20 protein-coding genes and 1 riboswitch are annotated in these 18,455 nt (G+C 71.1%); of the genes, 8 read left to right on the top strand and 12 right to left on the bottom strand.

Annotated elements, in window-relative coordinates; all coding sequences use genetic code 11:
* Nucleotides 1-83: 83 nt before the first annotated feature.
* Nucleotides 84-269 carry a CsbD family protein gene (locus TR49_RS12695; RefSeq protein ID WP_042381244.1) on the bottom strand — a complete coding sequence of 62 codons (186 nt, stop codon included), beginning with the start codon at nt 267-269 and terminating at the stop codon, nt 84-86.
* A 227-nt stretch (nt 270-496) separates the two neighbouring features.
* On the opposite strand from TR49_RS12695, the gene TR49_RS44480 reads away from it, so the two are divergent.
* From TR49_RS44480 to TR49_RS12685, 3 genes are all read left to right on the top strand, one after another.
* On the top strand, nt 497-664 hold the full coding sequence (locus TR49_RS44480; RefSeq protein ID WP_169789979.1) for a hypothetical protein: 168 nt from the start codon (nt 497-499) through the stop codon (nt 662-664).
* A gap of 212 nt (nt 665-876) precedes the next feature.
* Complete coding sequence (locus TR49_RS12690) at nt 877-1,401, top strand: DUF4383 domain-containing protein (protein WP_042381039.1); 525 nt, start codon at nt 877-879, stop codon at nt 1,399-1,401.
* A gap of 10 nt (nt 1,402-1,411) precedes the next feature.
* Complete coding sequence (locus TR49_RS12685; protein WP_042381037.1) at nt 1,412-1,894, top strand: DUF427 domain-containing protein; 483 nt, start codon at nt 1,412-1,414, stop codon at nt 1,892-1,894.
* 763 nt (nt 1,895-2,657) lie between these two features.
* Here the strand turns inward: TR49_RS12685 and TR49_RS12680 are convergent.
* Complete coding sequence (locus tag TR49_RS12680; protein WP_369405308.1) at nt 2,658-3,332, bottom strand: SDR family NAD(P)-dependent oxidoreductase; 675 nt, start codon at nt 3,330-3,332, stop codon at nt 2,658-2,660.
* 84 nt (nt 3,333-3,416) lie between these two features.
* Entirely contained in the window at nt 3,417-3,839 is a 423-nt protein-coding gene (locus tag TR49_RS12675; RefSeq protein ID WP_042381035.1) for a VOC family protein, read from the bottom strand.
* A gap of 281 nt (nt 3,840-4,120) precedes the next feature.
* On the opposite strand from TR49_RS12675, the gene TR49_RS39920 reads away from it, so the two are divergent.
* The gene (locus TR49_RS39920) at nt 4,121-4,642 is read left to right on the top strand and encodes a hypothetical protein (protein WP_052434243.1); all 522 of its coding nucleotides are present in this window, start codon (nt 4,121-4,123) and stop codon (nt 4,640-4,642) included.
* A 293-nt stretch (nt 4,643-4,935) separates the two neighbouring features.
* Here TR49_RS39920 and TR49_RS12665 read toward each other — a convergent pair whose 3' ends face one another.
* The 7 genes from TR49_RS12665 to TR49_RS12635 form a co-directional block, all read right to left on the bottom strand.
* Complete coding sequence (locus tag TR49_RS12665) at nt 4,936-5,484, bottom strand: hypothetical protein (RefSeq protein WP_152627223.1); 549 nt, start codon at nt 5,482-5,484, stop codon at nt 4,936-4,938.
* A gap of 331 nt (nt 5,485-5,815) precedes the next feature.
* Nucleotides 5,816-6,631, bottom strand: a complete 816-nt coding sequence (locus TR49_RS12660) for a DUF1684 domain-containing protein (RefSeq protein ID WP_042381031.1) — start codon at nt 6,629-6,631, stop codon at nt 5,816-5,818.
* The gene (locus TR49_RS12655; RefSeq protein WP_042381030.1) at nt 6,628-7,158 is read right to left on the bottom strand and encodes a flavin reductase family protein; all 531 of its coding nucleotides are present in this window, start codon (nt 7,156-7,158) and stop codon (nt 6,628-6,630) included. Before TR49_RS12655 ends, TR49_RS12660 begins: the two co-directional genes overlap by 4 nt.
* Nucleotides 7,155-8,288 (bottom strand): LLM class flavin-dependent oxidoreductase, encoded by a 1,134-nt coding sequence (locus tag TR49_RS12650; protein ID WP_042381029.1) that lies wholly within the window; start codon nt 8,286-8,288, stop codon nt 7,155-7,157. Before TR49_RS12650 ends, TR49_RS12655 begins: the two co-directional genes overlap by 4 nt.
* A 22-nt stretch (nt 8,289-8,310) precedes the next feature.
* On the bottom strand, nt 8,311-9,411 hold the full coding sequence (locus TR49_RS12645) for an LLM class flavin-dependent oxidoreductase (protein WP_042381026.1): 1,101 nt from the start codon (nt 9,409-9,411) through the stop codon (nt 8,311-8,313).
* A complete protein-coding gene (locus tag TR49_RS12640; RefSeq protein WP_042381024.1) occupies nt 9,408-10,772 on the bottom strand; it encodes an NtaA/DmoA family FMN-dependent monooxygenase in 1,365 nt (454 codons plus the stop codon). Before TR49_RS12640 ends, TR49_RS12645 begins: the two co-directional genes overlap by 4 nt.
* Nucleotides 10,773-10,793: 21 nt before the next feature.
* The gene (locus TR49_RS12635) at nt 10,794-12,032 is read right to left on the bottom strand and encodes an LLM class flavin-dependent oxidoreductase (protein ID WP_042381022.1); all 1,239 of its coding nucleotides are present in this window, start codon (nt 12,030-12,032) and stop codon (nt 10,794-10,796) included.
* A gap of 546 nt (nt 12,033-12,578) precedes the next feature.
* A riboswitch (SAM riboswitch) is annotated at nt 12,579-12,684 on the top strand.
* A 344-nt stretch (nt 12,685-13,028) separates the two neighbouring features.
* Here TR49_RS12635 and TR49_RS12630 point away from each other — a divergent pair.
* The 4 genes from TR49_RS12630 (at nt 13,029) to TR49_RS12615 (ending at nt 16,827) form a co-directional block, all read left to right on the top strand.
* A complete protein-coding gene (locus TR49_RS12630) occupies nt 13,029-14,054 on the top strand; it encodes an amino acid ABC transporter permease (RefSeq protein ID WP_042381021.1) in 1,026 nt (341 codons plus the stop codon).
* Nucleotides 14,051-14,860: an amino acid ABC transporter ATP-binding protein gene (locus TR49_RS12625; protein WP_042381019.1), complete on the top strand. Its 810-nt coding sequence runs from the start codon at nt 14,051-14,053 to the stop codon at nt 14,858-14,860. The genes TR49_RS12630 and TR49_RS12625 overlap by 4 nt, the downstream gene beginning before the upstream one ends.
* Nucleotides 14,861-14,930: 70 nt before the next feature.
* Nucleotides 14,931-15,959 carry an ABC transporter substrate-binding protein gene (locus tag TR49_RS12620; RefSeq protein ID WP_042381018.1) on the top strand — a complete coding sequence of 343 codons (1,029 nt, stop codon included), beginning with the start codon at nt 14,931-14,933 and terminating at the stop codon, nt 15,957-15,959.
* Nucleotides 15,960-16,059: 100 nt separating this feature from the next.
* Nucleotides 16,060-16,827 carry a GNAT family N-acetyltransferase gene (locus TR49_RS12615; RefSeq protein WP_042381017.1) on the top strand — a complete coding sequence of 256 codons (768 nt, stop codon included), beginning with the start codon at nt 16,060-16,062 and terminating at the stop codon, nt 16,825-16,827.
* 207 nt (nt 16,828-17,034) lie between these two features.
* Here the strand turns inward: TR49_RS12615 and TR49_RS43775 are convergent, their stop codons facing one another.
* Nucleotides 17,035-17,262, bottom strand: coding sequence for a hypothetical protein (locus tag TR49_RS43775; protein ID WP_042381015.1), 228 nt, complete (start codon nt 17,260-17,262; stop codon nt 17,035-17,037).
* 225 nt (nt 17,263-17,487) lie between these two features.
* Nucleotides 17,488-18,396, bottom strand: coding sequence for a LysR family transcriptional regulator (locus tag TR49_RS12605; RefSeq protein ID WP_042381014.1), 909 nt, complete (start codon nt 18,394-18,396; stop codon nt 17,488-17,490).
* Nucleotides 18,397-18,455 lie beyond the last annotated feature (59 nt).

Here is an 18,455-nt window from a genome sequence, read left to right as displayed (position 1 = left end):
CAGTCGCCCGGGGCGTAGCCCTCGGTCAAAGCGGGGGGCGGTGCGGCCATGGCCGCACCGCCCCCCGCCGGCGCTCCCGGGGATCAGCGCTTGAAAGCGTCCTTGGCTGCGTCCTTGACCTTTTCGCCGGCCTGCTTGACATCGGCGGCGGCCTGGTCGGCCTTGCCCTCGGCCTTCAGACGCTCGTTGCCCACCGCGGAACCGGCGGCCTCCTTGGCCTTGCCCTTGAGCTTGTCACCGGTGTTCGCGGCCTTGTCACCCATGCTCATCTCGACCTCCGTCGCTGTGGATGCGGTACGCAGCGCGTGCCCCGCCGGGGGCGCGGTATGCGCGACACCTTCGGACTCGGTCAGGAGCGGCCGTGCGACGGCGACGATCGACACGTCACGCATGTCGCCCGCGTTCCGGGGCACATGCGGCTTGAAAGAGGTCGGATACGCCGGGTCCCCTCGGCCGTCAAGCGCCATACGAAGCGCCTTACGAAGGAGACACGGAGATGGTCTGGATGCTGCTGCTCGTCATCGCCGCGATTGCGCTCGGCATCGTCGGGGCTGTCGCCAAGGGCCTGGTGTACCTCCTGGTCATCGGAGTCGCACTGTTCGTGGTCGCAGGTGCCGTCGGGGTCCTGCGTCTTCGCGCGGGCGGACGCCGCCCCGTGCGCTGAGAGCCGCCGTCCCGTTCCGCCGGACCCAGCGCGACACGCCGGACATCTGCCGAGCGCCCCCCACGTGCTCCCGCACGAGGGAGGTGCCGTCGTCGGTCCGTGACCCACCCGCTGCCCGGTACGGGTCGCTGCGAAAGCGATGCGCATCGCCCGTACGGGGACCGTCCCCGAGCGTAGATCCTCAGAGCGGTCCCACTGATGCGGAGGACGCGATGAAGCTCAAGGACGAACTGCCGGTGGACCACCGGCTCGCGCAGGTCTACCGGTACGGGGCCGGGGTGTGCGGTGTCGTGCTGCTGGTCTTCGGATGCCTGGGCCTGGCGAACGGTCTGGCGTTCTTCGGCACCGAGGGCGAACGCGTGGCAGGACTGTCCAGCAACGGCCTGCTCAGCGTGGTCTCGCTGGTGTTCGCGGCAGTCCTGATCGCCGGCGCCGTGGTCGGCGGCAACACGGCGTCGACGATCAACATCGTGGTCGGCGGCCTGTTCGTGCTCAGCGGCTTCGTTAACCTCGGACTCCTGCAGAGCAGCGCGAACCTCCTGGCGTTCCGCATGGTCAACGTGCTGTTCAGCTTCGCCATGGGCCTGATCGTCGCCACGTTCGGCATGTACGGGCGCGTCAGCATGAAACTGCCCCACGACAACCCGTACTGGCGCGCCCGTCACCCTGAGCAGGCCGCGCCCGCGCGGCCGGCGCACGCCCTGTCGGCCCCGGCGCGGTCCGTGCCCCGCCTGTAGGACGCCCGGCGTGGACTTCGACGACCTCGGCATCGAATGCGTGTGGGACTATCCCCGCCCGCCCGTGCTGGTTCCCAGCCGCAGCCGGGTGACCGTGGTGTTCGGCGGTGCCGTCATCGCCGACTCGACCCGCACGATCCGGGTCCTCGAGACCAGCCATCCGCCCGTCTACTACGTGCCCGCGGCAGACATCGTCGCGGGCATCCTGCACCGCGGCGCGGGACAGTCGTGGTGCGAGTGGAAGGGCCGAGCCGTCTACTGGGACGTGCGCGTCGGGGCCCGGGTCAGCCGAAGGGCAGCCTGGAGCTACCCCTCGCCGTCACCGGACTTCCGGGCGCTGACCGGCGCTGTGGCCTTCTACCCGGAGCGGGTGGACCAGTGCACGGTGGACGGGGAACCCGTGCGGCCGCAACCCGGCCAGTTCTACGGGGGCTGGATCACCTCGCGGATCCAGGGGCCGTTCAAGGGGACCCCGGGGTCCGCGGGGTGGTAGAAGCGTCGTCCGGTGGCCGCGTCGTTCCCGTCGGGCTCCGGCCTTCCGAGCAGCCACCCCGTGAAAGCCCGGGGGACGGCCGTGAACGGGGAGTTGTCATCGGGGCGGGGATCGCCGCCGTCGTGCGCGTCGTGGATCGTGTTGGTCAAGACCGAGGCTGCCGGGGTGGGGCGAAGCGCGCGGGCCATTGGGACTCCGGTCGGATCAGCTGATAAGCGCTGGTTCACGTCCCGTGTCGTGCCTGAGGATTCTCGGTGTGGCAGACACGGAACGTACCGAAGAAGAGACGCCGGACGGGCTGCTGGGCTGGTGCCTGGTGGCCAACGTGACGCAGGAGACCGCGCGCGGCGAGAGTGGTCTCGACATCCAGCGCGGCACGAAACACTTTCCGGCAGGCGCCCTGTTGTCGACGGCCGGCGTCACCCGCGGATCTCCGTTCCCAACCCTCCGCCGGCCGAACTCCAGGTCGGCGGCGAAATCCTGCACCTCGCCCAGTACGGCACCAGGGGGCCCCACTACAGTCGCATGCCCCCTCCCGTGGAATGGGTCCCCGGGACCTGAGACGTGGTGTTCGAACGTGTGGGCGGGGAAGCTGGCGCCGTTGGTGGGGAATTGCATGACCGTCGACACGGGGCAGATCTGCCTGTTCCGCTCGATCCCGGACCGTCAGCGGGCACGCAGGTGCGCGCCGTTCCGCTGCCGCACGACCCCACCCTGTAGGGGGCGTGCCGTCGCCGGCGTCCGGTTCGGCCCGCCCGACGGATCACGTCCGCAGGTAGGAGGCGCCGTTGAGGTCGACGACGGTTCCGGAGGCCCAGACCGCGGCGGGCGAGGCCAGGAAGTGCACGGTGGCGGCGATCTCCTCCGGGGTGCCGACCCTGCCGAACGGGCTTTCCGCCCGCAGGCGTTCGCCCTCGGGACCGGACAGCTTCGCCGCCTGCCGCTCCGTTGCGACGAACCCGGGAGCGACGGAGGTGACCGCGATGCCGTGCGGAGCCAGCGCCACCGCCAGGGACTGGCCGAGCGAGTGCAGTGCGGCCTTTGTCGAGCCGTAGGCGGGGAAATCGGGCTCGCCCCGGAACGCGCCGCGTGAGCCGACGTTCACGATCGCACCGCCGACGCCGCGGCCGACGAGATGGTTCGCCACGGCCCAGCACAGATCGGCCGCACCGAGCAGGTTGACGTCGACCATGCGTCGCCAGATCCGCTGCCAGTCGGCCAGCGGGGTCTGCGCGATCGGGTGCCGATTCTCCGCTGTGGGTGCCGCGGCTGCGTTGTTCACCAGCACGTCCACTGTGCCCAGCGCGGCGATCGCGTCGGCCACCACCTGCTCGGCCGCGCCGGGCTCGCCCAAGTCGGCCTGGATCAGCGCATGCCCCTCGCCCGGCAACTGGCGCAACGTCTCCTCGGCGTCCGCGCGGCCGCCCGCGTACTGCACCGCGACCCGGTCGCCGCCGCGGGCGAAAGCCAGCGCGACGGCGCGGGCCGATGCCGCGCGAGCCGCCGGTCACCAGTACGCCCCTCATCGGGCGAACACCATCGACTCGTCGCGGAAGGACTTGAACTCCAGGGCGTTGCCGGCGGGGTCCCGGAAGAACATGGTCCACTGCTCGGCGGGCTCTTTGGCAAAGCGGAGGTACGGCTCGATGTCGAAGCGCACCCCGGCGGTGCGCAGCCGCTGGGCGTACTCGTGGAAGCGCTCGTCGGTCAGGAGCAGACCGAAGTGCGGGATCGGCACCGTGTGGCGTTCGACCTGGCTGCTGCCGACCGGCTGCGGCGCGGTCGTCACCAGGTGGGTCACCAGTTGGTGACCCTCGAGGTCCCAGTCCACCCAGTGGTCGGTGCTGCGTCCCTCGGGCAGGCCCAGCACCTGCCCGTAGAAGCGGCGGGCGGCGGGCAAGTCGTCGACCGGGATGGCCAGGTGAACGGCAGGCCGATGGGACATCGAAGCTCCTCTCCGGTGCACGGGCCGGCCGGAAGAGCCTGCTCGCGGCGACATCCTAGAGTCTCGTGGGAGCGCGGCCGCTGACCTGCGCCTGCGTCCGCCCGGTGAACTCGAGAACCTTGGCTGGGCCAGGGCTGTGACGGGGTGTCATCCACGACCGCCCCCGGTCCTGGTGAGCGCTCGTCGCTCTCGGCACGCATGGCGGCCGGGAGGCCGGGCAGACGCCCACCGGCACGGGGAAGGACGCCCCCGGCCCTCGTCCAGGGAAAGCGGGAGGCATCATGATCCTGGTCGGTCTCGTCATCCTGATGGCCGCAGTCGCCGTCGGGGTCGCCGGAGCGGTGAGCAACACCGGTTCGGCGCACGGCCTGGGAGGCGGCTTCTCGGTCTTCGGCTACCAACTGACCGGCTCCGGCAGCAAGCTGTTCCTGTTCGGCATCGTCGTTGGTGCACTGGCTGTCCTCGGGCTCGGCATGCTGGTCGCGGGCGCACGCCGCAGGTCACGTCTCGGACGACTGGCACGGGCCGACGTGCGGGAGTCGCGCAAGCAGGCGGCGGTCGCCCTGCGCGAGCGCGACAGGGTCGCCGAGCAGCACAAGGAAGCGAAGGAGCAGGCCGCGCAGGCTCGTGCCGAGGCAGCCGAAGCCCGTGCCAGGGCGGCCCGGGTCCAAGGGCGGGCCGCCGGCCAGGCCGCTCGGGAGAAGGCTGTCGCACCGGGCGGCAAGGCCGGGGCTCCTGGACATCGATCCGCCTGGCTGCATCGCTTCCAGGTCCGCCGACGTACGGACAGTCGACACGCCTGAAGGGCAGCCCCGGCGCGTGGGGTGCCTACTGGGCCTTACTGGGCCTGGGTGGCGGGAACTGCGGCAGTGAGGGCGGGGCTCCCCGACGGGAGCCAGCGGCCCCACTGGCAGGTTCGCACCATCTCTGACCTGCGTAATCTGGAGCGGCCAGGGGCCCACAGTGCGGCTGGCGCGCTGGGCTCGGCCTGTATCGGCCATGTGGGGAGTCCCATGCATCGCCATCTGTTCCAATCCGAATGCTGACTCCCTGATCCGGAGACCCCAGCCCTCGTCGAGGCGGCGCAGGACGCTTGTCAGAGGTCCACCCCGTCGACCCACACGACGGGGTGGTCCGGATCGGTCGTGCTGTCGACAGCCACGGCTCGCGGGCTCTTCTCCATGGCGCTGCCAGGGCCGTCCCCGGTGTATTGGATGGTGGGGTTGACCGGAGGGGTCAGGCCGCACGGGCCCGACGCGGGCTGGACGGCTTCCCCGGGTCCAAAGGGGATCCAGTCGCCCACGGACATCTTGGCGGTGACGCTCGGTCGGGAGAGTCCGGCGGCTTTGAGGAACGAGGCAAGGCCGGCAGGGGTCGTGGTGAATCGCAGTGAGAGGTCCATCTCACCCTGCATGCCGCCGGCGGAGGCGGTGAAGACGAGGTGGGTCGCTGAAGGGGGGACCACGAGGTCGAAGTGGGCGGTCGCGTCGGGGAGGGAGACGTTGTTGCCTGTGGTCTGCGGGCAGATCCGCGAATCGGTTGCCGCGACATGGTTGTCCGGGAGTCCCCACGTCGCGTCCAGGAAGGACTTCGCACCCCAGCCGAGCAGAGCCAGCAGTGCGACGCCGCCAACCGCGACTGCCACGTATCCGGATGCCTTCACGGTCCCGTTCACCCCTCCCGGAGATAGTCAGAGCGTGATCGTAGTCGCCAGCCGGCGGACGGGAATCGCGCCGGGGAGGCCGAGTCGGACCCGTTGATCCTTGATGGTCGTCGACGGCCGCTCAGGGGTGGTCGTAGCACCGCACCAAGCGTCGCCTCTGTTCAGCGGCGGTAGTACTCCGTCGACACCGCGCCGATCTTCGCCGCATCCTGGAGACCCGCGGTCACTCCTTGCGTCGGCCCGCGCGAGAAGAGGGCTGGTGTCCGGACTCCCATCGGAGCCCGGACACCGGCCCGTCCGTCTTGCGCGTGGCTCAGGTGCGCTCGTGTGGGATCTTCTCTCCGGCCTCGACCGCGAGCGGGAGGCGGTTCTCGGCGGGAGGCAGCGGGCAGGTGGCCAGGTCGGTGTAGGCGCAGGGCAGGTTGGTGGCGCGGTTGAAGTCGAGGACGACCCGGCCGTGCTCGTCCGGGGCCGAAACGGAGAGGGAGCGGTTGGCGGCGTAGGTGGTCACGCCGGACGTGGCGTCGGTGAAGAGCACCAGCAGACTCCCCGGCCCGCTGCCCTCGAAGGCGGTGAGGCGGTAGGTCGAGCCGTCGCTTGTCTCGAACTCGATCTCTCCGGGGGCGTCGTAGACGTGCTCCAGGCCCTCGACGGACGCGCCGACGGTCACCGGGCGCGGCGTGTCGAAGGGCAGGTAGCTGCCGGCGAGCACCCAGCGCCGGTCCGGCGCGTAGGCCGGGGTGGGGACGTGGTCGACGCGGAGCGCGTGGTCGGGGTGGCGCGGGCGCAGGATGTCGTGGCCGCCGCGCTTGGCGATCTCGATCACGGCGCCGCCCACGCCGGCGAACACGCTCGCCCGCTCCGGGATGACGCCGAAACGGTGGTGTCCGCGCACGACGGCGCCGTCGACGACGAGCTCCTCGCCCGCGCCCAGGTGGACGCTGACGCCGTCGCTGCCGGTGGACCAGGAGCCGGGCGCGTCGGGGTAACGGGAGGGTTCGGTGTCGAGCCAGCGCAGGCTGGTGACGGCGAGGAAGCCGTGCGGGTCCGTCAGAGCGCTTTCCCTCTGGGTGTGCCACTGCTGCCACTCGCGGGTGAACGCGTCGGCCTCGGTCTGTTGTGCTGTCATGTGGGAGTCTCCGTCGGGTTGTCAGGGGTGGCGAGCCGGTGGAAGCGGCTGGCGTGGAAGACCAGGGGCGCGATCGCGTGGTCGGCGTCGAGTTCGTGGACGCGGAGCAGCACGATGTCGTGGTCGCCGGCCCGGACGAGGCGTTCGACGCTGCAGTCGAACCGGGCACTCGCGCCGTCGATCAGCACCGCCCCGTCCGTGGTGGCGGTCCAGTCGAGGCCCGCGAACCGGTTGCCGCCACGGGCGGCGAGCCGGCGGCAGGCCTCCGCCTGGTGGGCGCCGAGCACGCTGACCCCGAGGCGGGCGCGGTCGCGCAGCAGCGGCCAGGTGGTCGAGGTGTGGGCGACGCAGACGGAGACCAGCGGCGGGTCGAGCGAGACGGAGGTGAACGAGCTGGCGGCCAGCCCGACTGGCGTGCCGTCGTCTCCGAGTGCGGCGAGGGCGGTGACCCCGGTGGGGAACGCGCCGAAGGCGCGCCGCAACTCCCGCTGTCCGAGGGGCCTCAGCTCCGGTGGGGCCGCGGTCATCGGTTCTCCCACTCCTCGGCGAGCAGCTCGTAGGAGTGGAGCCGGTCCTCGTGCCGGTGGGTGATGGTCGTGATGATCAGCTCGTGCGCGCCGGTCGCGTCGCGCAGCGTCTCCAACTGGTCGGCGACCTGGCGCGGCGAGCCGACGAACTGGGTCTCGGTGCGGTCCGCCACCAGCGCCCGGTCCTGTTCGGTCCAGACGTGGGCGCGGGCCTCGTCCGGGGTCGGGAAGGCGATCGCGCCGTCGCCGCTGCGGATGCTGCGCACCCACAGGCCGTAGCCGGTGGCCAGTTCACGGGCGGTGGCCTCGTCCTCGGCGACCACGACGTCGGCGGAGACGCTGACGTACGGGCGGTCGAGTTCGGCGGAGGGCTTGAACGCGGCGCGGTAGCTCTCCGCGGCCTCCAGCACGGTGGCCGGGCTGACGTGGTAGTTCGCGGCGAAGCGCAAGCCGTGCGCGCCCGCGACCTCGGCGCTGATCCCGGCGCTGCTGCCCAGGATCCATACCTGGAGGTCGGCGCCCTCGCCGGGTACGACGTGCGCCCGGGCGCCGTCCGGCGTGGCGTAGGTGCCGGCGAGCAGGGCGAGGATGTCGGCGATCTGCTCGTCGTAGGGCTGCGATTCCGCGCCTGGCAGCTGGAGCAGTCGCTGGTGCAGGGCCAGGCGCGGGTGGCGCAGCAGGTGGTCGAAGGAGAAGCGGGCGGGGATCCGCAGGCCGTTCGGGGTGTGGCCGTCGACGACGGGCGTCGCGCCGACCAGGGCGGGCCGGCGCGCGGTGGTCGGCGCGGACCGGCCCGGGGAGCGGCCGAGGCCAAGGTCGAACCGGCCCGGGTGCAGCGCGTCGAGCAGCCCGAACTCCTCGACGGTGGACAGGGCGGTGCGGTGGCCCAACTGGACGGCTCCGGCTCCGAGCCGGATGGTCGAGGTCGCGGCGGCGGTGAGTGCGAGCACGACGGCGGGCGAGGTGCCCGCGACGCCTGGGTTGAGGTGGTGCTCGGCGAACCAGTAGCGCGCGTAGCCGAGGTCCTCGGCGTGCTGGGCGAGGTCGACGCTGTTACGCAGGGCCTGGGCCGCGTCGGAGCCCGAGGAGATCGGGACGAGGTCCAGGACTGTGAGCGGGGTGTTGGCCATGGTGGATCGATCCTTCGTGGGGTCAGGGCGCCGTGGCGGCGGGGACGGGCGCGTCGGTCGCGGGCGTGTCGGTGACCGGGCTCCATGGCCACGGCGGATCCGGGATCTCCCGGCGCAGCGTGGGGGCGATGTCGGACTGGAACAGCTCCAGGCTGTCGCGGTGCCGGGCGCGGGTGAGGCCGTCGGCGTCGGCGTGCAGGTGCAGCACGCTGTGGCCGAGCTGCTCGTGGTAGCGGTGCACCTTCTCGATCACTTGTTGCGGGCTGCCGATCAGCGCGGAGCTGCGCTCGACGAAGTCCTCCAGGGTCGGGAAGACGGGCTCCAGGCCCAGCCGCCTCTGGAAGGCCAACCGGCCTTCGAAGACGGGCCGGTAGGCGGCCAGTGCCTCCTGCGAGGTGCGCGCCGCGTAGTAGCCGGCCGTCCCCGCGCCGACCACGGCCAGGGCAGGGTCGTGGCCGTAGTGCCGCCACCGCTCGCGGTAGTGGCGCACGAGCTCGGCGTAGGGCTCGACCGGGTTGGTGACGTTGGCGGAGAACAGCGGGTCGCCGTAGCGGGCGGCCAGGTCGACCGACTCGCGGCTGGTCGCGCTGCCGTGCCAGACCCGGACGGGCTGCTGGAAGGGCCGGGGCCATACCTCGGCGTCGGTCAGTCCGGGGCGGAACCGGGGCGTGCAGGTCACCTTGTCCTGGCGCCAGAGGCGCCGGAACAGCTCGTACGACTCGGCGTTGCGGTCCCACTGGTCCTCGGGGGTGACGTGGAACAGTTGGCGCTGGGCGGTGCCGTTGCCCTTGCCGATGATGAGTTCCAGACGGCCCTGCGAGAGGTGGTCGAGGGTGGCGTAGTCCTCGTAGGCACGCACCGGGTCGAGCAGGCTCAGCGTCGTCACCGCCGTGAACAGCCGGATCCGGTGCGTGAGGGCGGCGATGTGGCTCAGCACCACCGGCGGCGAGGAGGAGATGAACGGCCGCTCGTGGCGCTCACCCACGCCGAAGCCGTCGAAGCCCAGCTCCTCGGCGAACAGCGCGCTGTCCACGACCTCCTGGAAGCGCTCCTGCGTCGACTTCTGCACACCTGTGACGGGGTCGGGCGCGTGCACGATCAAGGTGATCGCGAGGAATCTCACGAGGCCACCGCCGCCCGGCGGACGGGGGCCAGGCCCAGGTGGTCGCGCAGTGTCTCGCCCTCGTACTCGGAGCGGAACACACCCCGCTCCTGGAGCAGCGGGACGACGGTGTCGGCGAACTCGTCGAGGCCGCCGGGGGTCAGGTGCGGGGCGAGGATGAATCCGTCGGCGGCGTCGGTCTGCACGAACTCGTTCAGCTTCTCGGCGACCTGGTCCGGGGTGCCGACGAAGGTCTGGCGGCCGGTCGTCTCGATGACGAGCTCGCGGATCGACAGGTTCCCGGCCTCGGCGAGGGCACGCCATTCGGCGGCGACGGCCACTGGGTCGCGGTGCATCCGCACCGACGCCCAGCCGCGGGCCACGGTGTGCTCGCCGACGAGCGGGTCCACCTCAGGCAGCCGCCCGTCGGGGTCGTAGGCGCTCAGGTCGCGGTTCCACACCTGTTCCAGCCGCCGGATCGCGGTCTGGCCGCTGACCTGCTGACGGCGGATCAGCTGCGCCTTCTCCTGGGCGTCGGCGTCGGTGTCGCCGAGGACGAAGGTGACCCCGGGGAGGATCTTCAACTCGTCGTGGGAGCGGCCGTAGCGGGAGAGGCGTCCCTTGACGTCGGCGTAGAAGGCGCGGCCCGCTTCCAGGGTGCCGTGGCGGGTGAAGATGGCGTCGGCGGCGGAGGCGGCGAATTCGCGTCCGGCTTCGGAGTCGCCGGCCTGGAAGATCACCGGACGTCCCTGCGGGCTGCGCGGGACGTCGAACCGGCCGGAGATGTCGAACTCGCTGACGTGGTGGTCGAACCGGCCCGGGTTCGGATCGCGCAGGAAGACGCCGTTCTCCTTGTCGGCGACGATCTCGTCGCCGCGCCAGGAGTCGAAGAGCTCCCAGGCCGCGGTGAGGAACTGGCGGGCGCGCTGGTAGCGGTCCTCCTGGGCCAGGAAGCCGCCGCGGCGGAAGTTCTCGCCGGTGAAGGCGTCCCAGGAGGTGACCACGTTCCAGGCGGCCCGTCCGGCGGAGAGGTGGTCGAGCGAGGCGAACTGCCGTGCCACCTCGTAGGGTTCGTTGAAGGTCGAGTTGATGGTCCCGGCGAGACCGAGCCGGTCGGTGACGGCGGCGAGCGCGGCCAGCACGGTGAAGGTGTCTGGCCGTCCCACCACGTCGAGGTCGTAGATCTCGCCGTTCTGCTCGCGCAGTCGCAGGCCCTCGGCCAGGAAGAGGAAGTCGAACTTGGCCCGCTCGGCGGTCTGCGCGAGGTGGACGAAGGAGCTGAAGTCGATGTGGCTGCCGGCGGCCGGGTCGCTCCAGACGGTGGTGTTGTTGACGCCGGGGAAGTGCGCGGCGAGGTGGATCTGCTTGACGGGCTTGCTCATGGCGCGTGCGGTCCTTCCGGCTCAGACGAGTGCCGCAGCGGCGGCTGCGGCGTAGCGGTTGGCGGGGCGGGGGAGGCCGAGCAGCCCGCGCAGCGTGGACGCCTCGTAGGAGGCGCGGAAGATCCCGCGTCGCTGGAGCTCGGGCACCAGGCCGCGGGTGATCTGCTCCAGGTCGTAGGGGAGGGCGCCGGGCCGCAGGCGGAAGCCGGAGAGCCCGGCCTGCTGCCATTCCTGGAGCAGGTCGGCGAGCTCCGCCGGGGTGCCGGTGAAGACGCCCGCGTCGCTGGTGTGGGTGGCGCCGGCCTTCCGGTCCAGCCGCGCCTTGCACTCGGCCGCCGCCCCCGGGTCCTCGTCGAGGAAGACCACCAGATCGCCGAAGACGTGCACGGTTTCGTCCGCGCGACCCGCAGCTGCCTGCGCCTCGCGGATCTCGCTGACGATCTGCCGCGCGTGCCCGGTGTCGCGCGGGGTGACGAAGCCCAGATCGGCCGAGCGTCCGATCAGTCGGTAGGGCTCGTCGCGGTGGGCGAGCGCGGCGACGACCGGCTGGCCCTGGGGCGGCCGCGGTGTGATGGACGGCCCGCGCACGCTGAAACGACTGCCTTCGAAGTCGATGTAGTGCAGTTTGGCGCGGTCGATGAACCGGCCGGTGGCGACGTCGCGGATCTCCGCGTCGTCCTCCCAGCTGTCCCAGAGTCTGCGCAGGACCTCGACGTACTCCTCCGCTTCGCCGAAGAGCTCCTGCAGCACCGCCTGTCCTGACGCCGAGTCGAAGTCCTCCGCACCGAGCCGGGGCGCCTGGCGCCGCCCGAAGTGCGCGGCCTCGTCGGCCCGTCCGGAGACCTTCACCCGGATGCCGGCCCGGCCGTTGCTCACGTGGTCGAGGGTGGCGATCGCCTTGGAGAGGTGGAACGGCTCGGTGTGGGTGACGACCGCGGTCGGCACGAGCCCGATGCGGTGGGTCAGCGGTGCGACCCTGGCGGCGGTCAGGACCGCGTCGAGCCGGCCGCGCACCTGGTCGGTCCGCTCGTCCGGTTCGAAAGGGTGGGCGGACTGGAGGCTGAGGGAGTCCTCGAACGTCACGAAGTCCAGCAGGCCGCGTTCGGCCTCCGCGACCAGGTCGGCCCAGTAGCGGGCGGTGAACAGCTCGTCGGGCCGGGCGTCGTGCTCGCGCCACGCGGCGGGATGCCAGCCCGCGCCGTCCAGGGCGACGGCCAGGTGCAGGTGGGAAGGGTTTTCGCGCAGGGGGTGCTGGGGCATGGGAGGGCCGCTTCCGGTTCGAAAGGGGGTGTGGTCCGACGGGGTGTGGTCGCCGAAGACGCGCACGGCATCACGCACCGACGCCGCGACCGGCGGCTTGCGCGCGAGGGGACGCGGTCGGGTGGTGAGCAGGCGTGGTTCAGGCGGCCGAGCGTGGCGCGGCGGCGCGCGCCGGCACGAGGCGTCCTAGAAGGCCGGACACAGCGCGGTGGTCACGCGCTGGAGATCGATGTGGAGCCGCGCGAACGTGGTCGTGACGCGGCAGCGGGCCTTCACGGTGACGGCAGCGAGGGGCACTCGGGCCTGTCGCACTCTCGTCACCTCCGTCCCGGTCGATTGGTTTGCACCGTAACCCGACAGCGCCGTCCGACACAATCCCGTTGAAAAGCCAACGATCACTCGGGCGGCGGCCCCGACCGTGCGCCGACCCTTCTCAACGAGCGCTTGACCGAACGGTTTTGACGCTCCCTGACCGGAGCCCGATCTCACGCCTCGGCCCGACGTTGACATCCGCCGGATCAGCGATCTAGCTTTGCCGACCAGCACGGTCATGAGTGTCAGTGACAAGCCCTGGCTTGCTGACCGGCAACCCTCCCCACGCGGCGGGGTGCCCCAGGTGAGGACCGGACCGAAGTGTCGGTAAGCGCGATGCCCCTCGGGGCGGAACGGCAAGGGTGACGGCGATGCACGCAGCTCCGGGGACGGCCGCAAGCCGCCACCGCGGTCGCGCTGCCGCGTTCCTGAACCGCGCCGTCGACCTGCTGAGGGTCAACAGCGCCCTGTGTACGGGCGCTGACTGCTCTCCCCGTCAGAGCTGACAGCTTTCCCGGCCCGTCCGGCCGGGACGTACCTCCACGCGTGCCCTGCACCGCGTGCATCCCTGCCGCCCGCCCCCGGTGCGGCGTGCCCCGGCGCGCCCCGGTACGGCATCCTTCCGCCGCTGTGGCGGTGCCCGTCGGCACGGGCACCGCCCCCCGCCCTGGCCGGAGTTCACACATGAGCGACTCGCTTGCCCCTGCCGTTCCCCCGGACACGGCTCCTCGCCGTGACGCTGATCCACCCGGACGACTCGCCGCGGCGCAGGCCGCGGCCACGCACGCCGCGGACGCACCGTCCACGCAGCGGGTGATCCCGTTGCGCCGTCCGGGCCGATGGATCGCCAGCGCGGTGGCGCTGGTGCTTCTCGCCCAGGTCGTCCACGGGCTGGCGACCAATCCCTTCTACCAGTGGGACCGCTTCCAGTACTGGTTCGCCCGACCGGTCATCACCGACGGGCTCGCCATCACCTTGGAGGTCGCGGCCTACAGCGCCGTGCTGGGCCTCGCGGGCGGCGTCGTGCTCGCGCTGGCGCGGCTCTCGCGCAGCCCGGTGCTGCGCGCCACCAGCTGGGTCTACGTCTGGCTGTTCCGCTCGGTGCCGCTGATCGTGGTGCTGCTCTTCCTCTACAACTTCAGTGCCCTGTACCGCACGTTGAGCCTCGGCGTGCCCTTCGGGCCGGCCTTCTGGCACGTCGACGAGTCGAAGCTGGCCACCGACATGGTGATCGCCGTCGTCGGGCTGAGCCTCAACGAGGCCGCCTACGCCGCCGAGGTGGTGCGCGCCGGCATCCTCTCCGTCGACCAGGGCCAGCACGAGGCCGCCGCCGCCCTCGGCCTGCCCCGGCGCTACCAGTTCACCCGGATCGTCTTCCCGCAGGCGCTGCGCGCCATCGTCCCCTCCTACGTCAACCAGCTGATCGGCCTGGTCAAGAGCACCTCGCTGGTCTTCTACGTCTCACTGCTGGACCTGTTCGGCTCGGTGCAGAGCATGGGCAGCACCTACCCGGGCGACATCGTGCCGCTGCTGCTGGTCGCCACCGTCTGGTACGTGATTCTCACCAGCGTCATCTCGGTGGTCCAGTTCTACGTCGAACGCCACTACGCGCGCGGCGCCCTGCGGACCCTGCCACCGACCCCGCTGCAGCGCCTGCGCACCACGCTGACCGCCCTGATCGCCCGTATCCGGAAGGAGACCGCGTCATGAGCATCCTGAAGCCCGAGTTGGACATCCCCCTGGACGCGGACACCGCAGCCGTCGCGGTCGAGGTCCGCGGCGTCCACAAGTGGTACGGAGGCCACCGGGTCCTCGACGGAATCGACCTCACCGTGTCCCCGGGCGAGGTGACGGCCATCATCGGCCCCTCAGGGTCCGGGAAGTCCACCCTCCTCCGCGTGATCAACCACCTGGAGCAGCCGCAGCTCGGCCACGTCAGCCTGGGCGGCGAACCCATCGGCGTCCGTTGGCACCGCGGTCGGCTGCGTGAACTGAGCGAGCGCCAGATCCTGGCCCAACGCGGTCGGATCGGCTTCGTCTTCCAGAACTTCAACCTCTTCCCGCACCTCACCGTCCTGGACAACGTCGCCGCCGCCCCCGTCGCGACCGGTCAACTGCGCAAGCCCGACGCGCAGCAGCTGGCACGCACCCTGCTCGGCCGAGTGGGCCTGGGCGAGAAGGCCAACGCCTATCCGCGGCAGCTGTCCGGCGGACAGCAGCAGCGGGTTGCGATCGCCCGGGCGCTCGCGCTGCGGCCGGGCGTCATCCTCTTCGACGAGCCCACCTCGGCGCTCGACCCCGAACTGGTCGGCGAAGTGCTCGCCGTCATCAAGGACCTGGCCGCCGGCGGCACCACCCTCGTCATCGTCACCCACGAGATCGGCTTCGCCCGCGAGGTCGCTGACCGCGTCGTCTTCATGGACGGCGGCCGGATCCTCGAACAGGGCACGCCGAGCGAGGTGTTGGACCACCCGCAGCATCCCCGCACCAGGGAGTTCCTGAGCAGGGTCCTCTGAACCGAGCCACCGACCGCCACCCCGACCCGTGCATCCCCAGCACCGGCCACCGAGCAAGCAAGGAACCGTCATGCCCAGCACCCACACCAGCAGAGTCCTCCGCAGCCTGTCCGCAGGAACCGCCGCCACCGCGCTGAGCGTGGGCCTCGCCGCCTGCGGCAGCGCCGCCTCATCCGCTGCCGCCACCTCCGCGGACAACGCGTCGACCGGCGCGGTCACGGTCGCTGCCCTCGCCAACGGAGCGGGCACGAAGACGGACATCAAGGTCGCCGAGGTCGCCTCCCTCCACGCCGAACTGCCGGCCTCCGTGGCCAAGAGCGGCCAACTGGTCATCGGCGTCGGGGCGCTGCCCGCCGGATTCCCGCCGCTCGCGTTCGTCGGCAGCGACCAGCAGACGCTCACCGGATCGGAGCCCGACTTCGGCCGTCTGGTCGCCGCCGTCCTCGGCCTCAAGCCCGTCGTGCAGAACTCCACCTGGGACAACCTCTTCGTCGGCATCGACAGCGGCCGCACCGACGTCGGCTTCTCCAACATCACCGACACCGAGGAGCGAAAGAAGAAGTACGACTTCGCCTCCTACCGCGAGGACAACCTCGCCTTCGAGGTCACCAAGAGCAGCACCTGGAACTTCGACGGCGACTACACCGCTCTCGCGGGCAGGACCGTCGCGGTCGGCGCCGGCACCAACCAGGAGAAGATCCTGCTGGAGTGGCAGGCCAAGCTGAAGGCCGCCGGCAAGCAGCTCACGATCAAGTACTTCCCCGACGACAACGCCACGCACCTGGCCCTGGTCGGCGGCAAGATCGACGCCTATTTCGGCCCCAACCCCGGCATCGCCTACCAGATCGCCCAGGATGCCAAGACCCCCAACCCGACCCGCAACGCCGGCACCTACTCCGGCGCCGGCGCGACGCTTCAAGGGCTGATCGCCGCGACCACCAAGAAGGACAGCGGGTTGGTCAAGCCGATCGCCGATGCCATCAACTACCTCATCAAGAACGGTCAGTACGCCACGTGGCTGACCGCCTGGAACCTCTCCAACGAGGCCGTCCCCACCTCGCAGATCAACCCGCCCGGTCTGCCGCTCACCAACGCCTGACTACCCGCGTCCATCTGCGCGCCGACGCCTCCGACAGGCGGACCCCGGTACCTCCGGGGTCCGCCCCTTGCCCCCTTGCGTGAGGGAGACCCGCACCACCATGTCCACCCGCGTCCACTCGCCGCAGTCGCCAGATCGCCTCGGCCCGCCGCCTCACCCACTCGACAACCCCGCCTGGGCCGCGCTCACCGGCCCGCACGCCCACCTCGCCGAGCGCCTCGGCCACGCGGCCCGCTACCCCGTCGACATCTCCCCGTTCACCGCGCTCGCCGACCCGGACGACCCCCGCGCGTGGCACGACCTCGCCGCGCTGGTCGGGCCCGGCAACGTGACCCCCGTCAACGGAGCCATCACCGCACCACCTGAGGGCTGGCAGATCGTGGAGTCGGGCCAGGGCGTCCAGCTCGTCGACACCGCGCTGCGCGCGGAACCGGCTCCGGAGGCGATCCGCCTCGGTCCTGACGACGTGCCGGACATGCTCGATCTCGTCGGTCTGACCCGACCCGGGCCGTTTCTGCCCCGCACTGTCGAGCTGGGCACCTACCTGGGCATCCGCCGGGACGGCCGTCTGATCGCGATGGCGGGAGAACGGCTGCATCCGCCCGGCTGGACCGAGATCAGCGCGGTGTGCACCGACCCCGGCCACCGCGGCCAGGGCCTGGCAACCCGCCTGGTGCGCGCCGTTGCCGCCGGCATCAGGGAACGCGGGGAGACCCCGTTCCTGCACGCGGCCGCCACCAACACAGGCGCCATCCGGCTCTACGAGTCCATCGGCTTCACGCTGCGGCGCCACACCTCCTTCCTGCTCCTCCGCGCGCCGGGACCGGACGAGGTATCCGAGTCGGTCCGCCATACGGACCCTGCCTAACGGGAGATCAGTCCATCGTGGACGATCTGCGCCATGACGCTCGGCACCGCCCTGGTCTGCGAGGAGTTCCGTAGCGCCTGGACCAAGCACAACGTTCGCCCGCACCACACCGGCCGCAGGGCTATCCACCGCCCTGCCGTCGGCGAACGAGACTGGTTCGGATGCAGATGGCGCCGGACCCCCACTTTGAGTCGCAGGGCTTGCTTGCTACTGGGTGAGCTGCACGACGAACTCGATGTCCGTGTCGATCCCGGAGAGGATCTCCTCCACGTCCACGGTTTGGTCCCCAGGCACTTCGGTCCCGACGAAGGTTGTCTGTGAGTCGATCCGAAGCGTCCAGCTTGGCTCCCTCCCCGTCAGGCTTTGCAAGATCGCCTTTGCGTCGTCGACGAGTCCGTTGGGGACCGTCGTCTTGATGTGGGTTCGCTGGTTCATAAGTTCAGACGTTCCCCGTGGCTTTCCTCGGGACCCGTGGCCCACTCGAATGGCGGCGCTCCAGTCTTCGGGGTCCTCCTCACGACGGTCCCGGGGTTCTCACGCCGGCACACCACGTGACCACCCCGGGGCCCACGGGCTCAGTGAGGATCTGAGCAACGCCCCTGCCGGCTTGCTCAACCTGCTCACCGGCCTGGAGGCGGCCGGGCGAGCTGGGCCCACCGACTACGACGGCCCTGCGCCCAGGGCCAGCGCGGTTCGAGCCAGCCCGCGCAGCCAGGCGTGGGCGTGGTCGGTGTCGTAGCGCTGATGCCAGGACAGGAATACCGGTGCGGAGGGCAGTTCGAGCGGGAGGGGGAGCACGACCAGGCCGAGGTCGGCCACCACCGACCGCGTGGTGGCCTCAGGGACGCAGACCAGGAGATCGGAGCCACGCGCGAACTCCAGCGCGGCGGCTTCCGTGGGCACGGTCGCCACCACGCGGCGAGTGAGGCCGAGCTGCGCCAGGGCGTCGTCGAGTGCGTTGCTGAGGTTTCCGCGTCGCGAGACGGTCACGTGCTCAGCGGCGGCGTACAGCTTCGCCGTGACGGTCCTGACGCGGGTGAGGGGGTGCCCCTGTCTCACCACGACGACGAGGCGGGTCCCGCCCACGTTCTCGGCATGGATGTCCGGTGCGCCCGGGCGATTGGCGTTCGCCTCCAGGTCCACTTCGCCGCGCCTCAACTCGGGGGTGTCGATGCTCGATTCCGCCACGAAGCGCAACTGCACGCCTGGCGCCTGGGTACGCACGGCCGAGAGCAGTGCAGGACCGCTCACGGCGACCAGGGAGTCATGCCAACGGAGTGTGAAGGTGCGCTCCAACGTCGCCAGATCGAGTTCACGGCTCGGTGCCAGCACCCCCTGAACCTGGTGCAGCAGCTGGTGGACCTGTTCCCGGACGGCGATCGCGTACGGCGTCGGGGTCATCGAGCGGCCGGTGCGCACCAGGATCTGATCCCCGGTCGTACGCCGGATCCGGCCCAGACTCCGACTCATCGCGGGAGCGGTGACATGCAGGCGCGCGGCCGCCCCGGCCACACTGCCCTCCTCCAGCAGCGCATCGAGCGCGGCGAGCAGGTTCAAATCCAATTGCATGCGAGTAATCCTAGTCGTGTCTTACATGCATTTGAAGTTAATCCATGGGCTGTATACCT

The sequence above is a fragment of the Streptacidiphilus melanogenes genome (genome assembly GCF_000787835.1).
Lineage (GTDB): Bacteria > Actinomycetota > Actinomycetes > Streptomycetales > Streptomycetaceae > Streptacidiphilus > Streptacidiphilus melanogenes.
The sequence above is the reverse complement of the archived record's forward strand: the minus strand, read 5'-3'. Positions and strand labels throughout refer to the sequence as shown.